4 protein-coding genes are annotated in these 5,325 nt (G+C 63.5%); 2 read left to right on the forward strand and 2 right to left on the reverse strand.

The genetic code is table 11. The annotated features are described in order from the left end of the window. Window positions 1–349: 349 nt before the first annotated feature. Window positions 350–1,618 (forward strand): DUF2092 domain-containing protein, encoded by a 1,269-nt coding sequence (locus RUW20_RS00245; protein WP_313950177.1) that lies wholly within the window; start codon window positions 350–352, stop codon window positions 1,616–1,618. A gap of 142 nt (window positions 1,619–1,760) precedes the next feature. On the opposite strand, the gene RUW20_RS00250 is transcribed toward RUW20_RS00245, so the two are convergent. After that, window positions 1,761–2,993, reverse strand: a complete 1,233-nt coding sequence (locus tag RUW20_RS00250; protein ID WP_313950178.1) for an ABC transporter permease — start codon at window positions 2,991–2,993, stop codon at window positions 1,761–1,763. Continuing rightward, entirely contained in the window at window positions 2,990–4,225 is a 1,236-nt protein-coding gene (locus RUW20_RS00255) for an FtsX-like permease family protein (protein ID WP_313950179.1), read from the reverse strand. Before RUW20_RS00255 ends, RUW20_RS00250 begins: the two co-directional genes overlap by 4 nt. A 199-nt stretch (window positions 4,226–4,424) precedes the next feature. Between RUW20_RS00255 and RUW20_RS00260 the strand changes: the two genes are divergently transcribed. Next, window positions 4,425–5,285, forward strand: a complete 861-nt coding sequence (locus RUW20_RS00260) for a ThiF family adenylyltransferase (RefSeq protein WP_313950194.1) — start codon at window positions 4,425–4,427, stop codon at window positions 5,283–5,285. The last annotated feature ends 40 nt before the right edge of the window (window positions 5,286–5,325 follow it).

Consider the following 5,325-nt stretch of genomic DNA (forward strand, 5'->3'; position numbering starts at 1 on the left):
CAAGCCGGAATGCGCACTGCAAGTGAGAGGGGGACGGTCATGACTTTCATGATCTCGGGTATCTCGACATGTCACGACCGTTAGGCCCGCAGATTTCAGGGTTGGTGTCGTTTCGTGGGGCCTGGCCGCTGCTCCCAAGCCAGACCCTTCAGGCATCCCCGTCCCTGATCCACGCTGCCGGCGCGGCGCAGCCCGCCCCGCCGCCAGCCTTGCCTGACGGGCTTTCGCACTGCCGTCGTAAGCCCTGCTTGTGCTAGGCTCTTTCCGGCGATGGCAGGGCGCAGGGCGGCAATTTTTCTGCTACGGTACGCCACCCGGGCTTCAACCACCGGCGATTGAGGAGCGATTCATGAAACAAGACAGTTTTCCGACATTGGTGATTGCGGTAGCGCTGTTGGCGATCCCTGCTTACAGCGGGGCGCAGCAGGCCGCTGCCGCGGCTGGCAAGGCTGCCGCCGTGACTCCCAAGGCGGCCACGGCCGCACCTGTCACCCCTGAGGCTGCCAAGGCCGCCTCAGGGGCCGCCAGCGCTGCCCCCAGCTCCAGCTCCAGTGCCTCTGGCCAGGCCGCCACCCTTAGCCCCGAGGCGGCCACCTCTGCAACGGCCGCCCGAGAAGCTGGCCAAGCTGCTGCGGTCGCTACCGATGCCGCCAAGCCGGTCGGGGCCGCCCCCGCTACGCCAAGCGTAGCCCCGACCCTTGCCCCCGAGGCAGCGGCGGCGCTGAAACGCACCAGCGATTTCCTGCAAACGCTGAAAGCCTTCAACGTGCGCATAGACTCCCGCACCGACGAGGTCCTCGCGTCGGGCCAGAAGGTTCAGTTCGGTTCCCTCGTCGATGTTTCCGTCGTCAAGCCTGATCGCTTGCGTGTGGACGTCGTCGACGACGATCAGCAGCGCCAGTTTTACTACGATGGCCAGTCGCTGGCACTTTACGGCAAGGCGGCAAACTACTACGCGTCGGTGGCGGCGCCCGACACCATCATCAAAGTGCTGGCCTTCGCCGAAACGAAATACGGGATGGCGTTGCCGGTGGCCGACCTGCTGGCGCCGGAGTCTCTGGCTGAGAACGTCAAATCGGGAACCTATCTCGGCAAGGGCCGTGTCCGCGGCCAGTTGTGTGACCACTATGCCTTTCGCCAGGACGACGTCGATTGGCAAATCTGGATCCAGGAGGGCAAGACCCCCTTGCCGAGACGGATCGTCATCACCACCAAGAATGAGCAGGGTGCACCACAGCACCAGTCGGTGCTGAGCTGGAACCTGTCGCCGAAGGTGCCTGACAGCGCGTTCCATTACTTTCCGCCAAAGAGCGCCCGCAGGATCGTCTTTCGCGAGGTGGAAGGCGCGCCCGACAGCAGCGCCACCTTCACCAGCATCAACCGCCAGGCCAACGGCAACGCGAATCGAAGCTCCAGGCCGGGGGCGCCCGGCGTGGCCATCGCTGCCGCGGCGGCGGTGACGGCAGCAGAGGTGGGCTCCATGGGGAGGACGCTTCCGGCGAATTGCGTACCCTACGTGCACCGTGGCCTGACCTACCAGCAATGCGGCGGGGCCTACTATCAACCGCAGTTTTCGGGCGGTTCGCTGGTTTACATGGTCGTGGACCGGCCTGGGTGATCGCCTTTGCCGAGTCGCGGCGGTCCTGAGAGGATCGGGTCTTGTGACCCGGAGGGCCGCCTCCTGACGAGGCGGCTCGCCAGTTTGCCGCGGCAAGTGCAGCGGGACGGGTGTGGCTTACCGGCGCAGGTTCCGGAACGTTTCAGGTACCCTGACGTAAAGCATCGACGATCAGCACCCGCGACGCCCGCCGCGCCGGAATGATCGCCGCCAGGCAGGTGGCGACGAAGCCGACGGCGCCGGCGGTGAGTACGTCGACGGCAGTCAGTCGAATGAGAGCCGTGTAGCCGATGTTGGCATTCGGTGGTGGCGGCATCGGGATGCCGATCGCCGAAATCAGCCAGGCCGACACGCTGCCCAGGACGATGCCAAGGACGGCGCCAGAGACGCCAATCAACACACTCTCGGCAATGATCAACTGAAATACCCGCCCGGGGCGGTCGCCGAGCGCCAGCATGGTGCCGAACTCTCGGGTTCGTTCAAAGATCGTCATGTTGACACTGTTCACCACGCTCAGCAGGACCATCAGCAGGATGATCAGGCGCAGCACGCCGAACTGACGGCCGTAGAGATCTACGGTCTTGTCGTAGAAGTCGGATAGCTCGCGCCAGGATGCCAGTTCGTAGCCTCCCGGGCCGAGTTTGCGACTCAGTGAGGCCTGCACACGCTCGGTGTCTGCCGTCTCGTTGAGCAACACCACCATCACATGGGCTGCCTGGGTATCCATCAGATTCCGTGCTGCCGCCAGCGGTATGCGAACGGCGCGGGCATCGAATTCCTTGGAAAAGCTCTGGAACACGCCGATCACTTCGAAGTCGAGCGTATTGACCGCTCCCTCGGCCAGGCTGATGATCAGGTTGGCGCGGTCGCCGGCCTTGAGGCCGAGCGTTCTGGCAACACCCTGCCCGAGGACGATGCCGTCGTGGTCAGCGTCCGCCAGTGGGCGGCCCTCGATGAATTCCAGGTGGCTGCCGAGAATCGCTTCGCCAGAGGGTTCGACGCCTTCACCAATGATTCCGAGGTCACGCTTGCCATTGTTGATCATGCCGGCAAAACCCAGCCGTGCGAGTACCAGCTGGGTCCCCGGCTGGGTGAGGATCTCCTGTTTCAGTTGGTCTGGCTGTTCGATCAGATAGTGTTCGGGCGCGCGCGTTCGACCTTCGCGATAGCCCTGACGCGCAATCTGCAGGTGACCGGTCTGGGAGTGAATCAGTGCTTCACTCAACTGCACGAAGATGTCCTGCACGAAGCCGCCTGCGAGAATCAGGCCGGCGACTCCCATGGTGATCGCTGCCAGCGTCGCTGCTGAACGCAGGCGCTGCCGAAGGATATTGCGCAGGGCAAACGACCATTCGCTGGGGAGTCGTGCGTTCATTGATTGTGCCGCAGAGCGTCGACGATATTCATGCGGCTCGCTTTCCACGCCGGCATGATGCTGGCGATCAGGGTCGCCATCAGTGCGAGAACGAAAGCTTCCGCAGCCAGCGACGGATTGACCAGGATCTGCCCGATGAAGCCGTGCGCCATCCCGGGGGGGGGTGGCATCGGGATGCCGATGGCAGAAATCGACAGCGCCAGGGCATACCCCAGGGTCACTCCCAGCAGTCCCCCAAGCAGGCCGACCAACAGGCCCTCGATGATGAACATGCCCATCACCTGGCGACTGCGCAGGCCGATCGCCAGGCTGGTGCCGATCTCGGTGGTGCGTTCGAGAACACACATTGTTTGCGTGTTCGATATGGTCAGGATGATGAGCAGGCCGATGATGTACTTGACGACACTGACCTGCTTCGAAAACAGCGCTACGGTCTTGTTGTAGAAGTCCGCCAGGGTGGTCCACGGCACGACTTCCAGCTCCCTGGTATCGAGGGTGCCCCTGAGGTACGTGGCGGCGGCAGCGGTCAGCGCGGTCCTGTCGAGCAGGACCACCCACGAAGTCGCGCCATCGACCTTCATCAGCTTTCTGGCGATGGACAACGGCAAGCGCAATGCGCGGTCGTCGTACTCCTTGGAAGTCGTGGCAAATGTCCCCGCGACCTTCACCTCCACCGCGCTGACACCACCGTTGGCAGCGGTCGCCAGCAATACCACCGTGTCTCCGGGTTGTGCGCCCATGCTCTTCGCCAGGCCTTCGCCGAGGACGGTGGCGGATTCCTTGGCGGAGGTCAGGTCGCGACCGCTGACGATGTTGATGCTGCTGCTGAGGAGCCGTTCTCGTTCGGGATCGACGCCGTCGCCGATAAAGGCGACCGTCGTTTCGCCACGACTGATCAGGCCGCTGAAGGCGAGGCGTGGCGCCAGGCTGGCAAAGCCGGGCGTTTTCTCGACCTTCCGTTGTTCGGGTGATTCTCCGGGCAGGAGAAAAGCATAGGGATCGGCGATGCCCTTCTCGAAATAGCCGGGACGAACGATCTGGATGTGGCCCAGCTGCGAATGGATCGTGGTTTCCCGCATGTCCTGAAAAATGAACTCGATGAAGCCGCCGGCCAGCAGAAAGGCCATGATGCCGAAGGCAACGGTGAACACCGCGACCAGTGTCCGTCGCGGGTTGCGCTGAAGATTGCGGATGGCGAGGCGACCATCGCGCAGCAGGTTACCTATTGGCACCGGGAGTTCTTTGCCTGTAATGTTGGAGCAGGAGCTTGGTCGGCTCGCCGCTTGCTTGTCTGGAATTATCGGAAGCACCAGCCCTGCTTGGCGGCGAGTCTCCGGAAATTGTGGCGTTGAGGCTGCGTGCCATGCCATGCTGGGCCGCTTGGACTGCCGGGGGCGGTTCGGGACTGATACTAATTGCAGAGGGGTGATGGTGCAAGCTTTCGACTACGACCAGGCGTTCTCGCGAAACGTTGGCTGGGTGACCGAGGAAGAACAGCGGCGCCTGCGCACCGCGCGGGTGGCGATCGCCGGGCTGGGCGGCGTTGGGGGTTTTCACCTGCTGACCCTGGCGCGCCTCGGCATCGGCCGCTTCAACATCTCCGATCTCGACGTTTTTGAGGCGGCCAACTTCAATCGGCAGGCGGGCGCCTCGCAGGCCACGGTGGGTCGCACCAAGGTCGAGGTGCTGGCTGAAATGGCACGCGACATCAACCCGGAGTGCGATCTGGCCCTCTATCCGGACGGCGTCAATGAGAACAATCTCGAGGCATTTTTCGCAGGCGTCGACCTCTACGTCGATGGTCTCGATTTTTTTGCTTTCGCCGCCCGCGAACGCGTTTTTGCCCATTGCGCCGAGCGCGGCATTCCGGCGATTACCGTCGCGCCGCTCGGCATGAGTGCCGCGTTGCTCAACTTCCTGCCCGGTAGCATGAGCTTTGAAGACTACTTTCAGGTCGCTGGTCGGCCGGACCTCGAGAAGGCCATCCGCTTTCTCGTGGGCCTTGCCCCCGCGCTGCTTCATCGCACTTATCTGGCGGACCGGACGCGCGTCGACCTCAAGGCGCGCAAAGGGCCGTCTACACCGATGGCGTGCATGCTCTGCGCCGGTGTCGCCGGCAGCGAAGCGCTCAAGATCCTGCTTCAGCGCGGCAAGGTGCTGGCTGCCCCGCATGGCGTTCAGTTCGACGGCTATCGCAACAAGCTGGCGCGGACCTGGCGACCGGGCGGCAACCGCAATCCGCTCAACCGCCTGGCCATCGCCATCGCCCGCCAGCAACTGGGAATCAAGTGAGATGGTCGCGCTGAGCCAGGAACAACAGCAGTTCATCCTG

This window comes from Accumulibacter sp., from assembly GCF_032229525.1.
Lineage (GTDB): Bacteria > Pseudomonadota > Gammaproteobacteria > Burkholderiales > Rhodocyclaceae > Accumulibacter.

Bases quoted from the DNA above. Each gene is read 5' to 3' on its own strand.
- RUW20_RS00250 (WP_313950178.1), bottom strand. From the start codon at position 2,993: ATGAACGCACGACTCCCCAGCGAATGGTCGTTTGCCCTGCGCAATATC.
- RUW20_RS00245 (WP_313950177.1), top strand. From the start codon at position 350: ATGAAACAAGACAGTTTTCCGACATTGGTGATTGCGGTAGCGCTGTTG.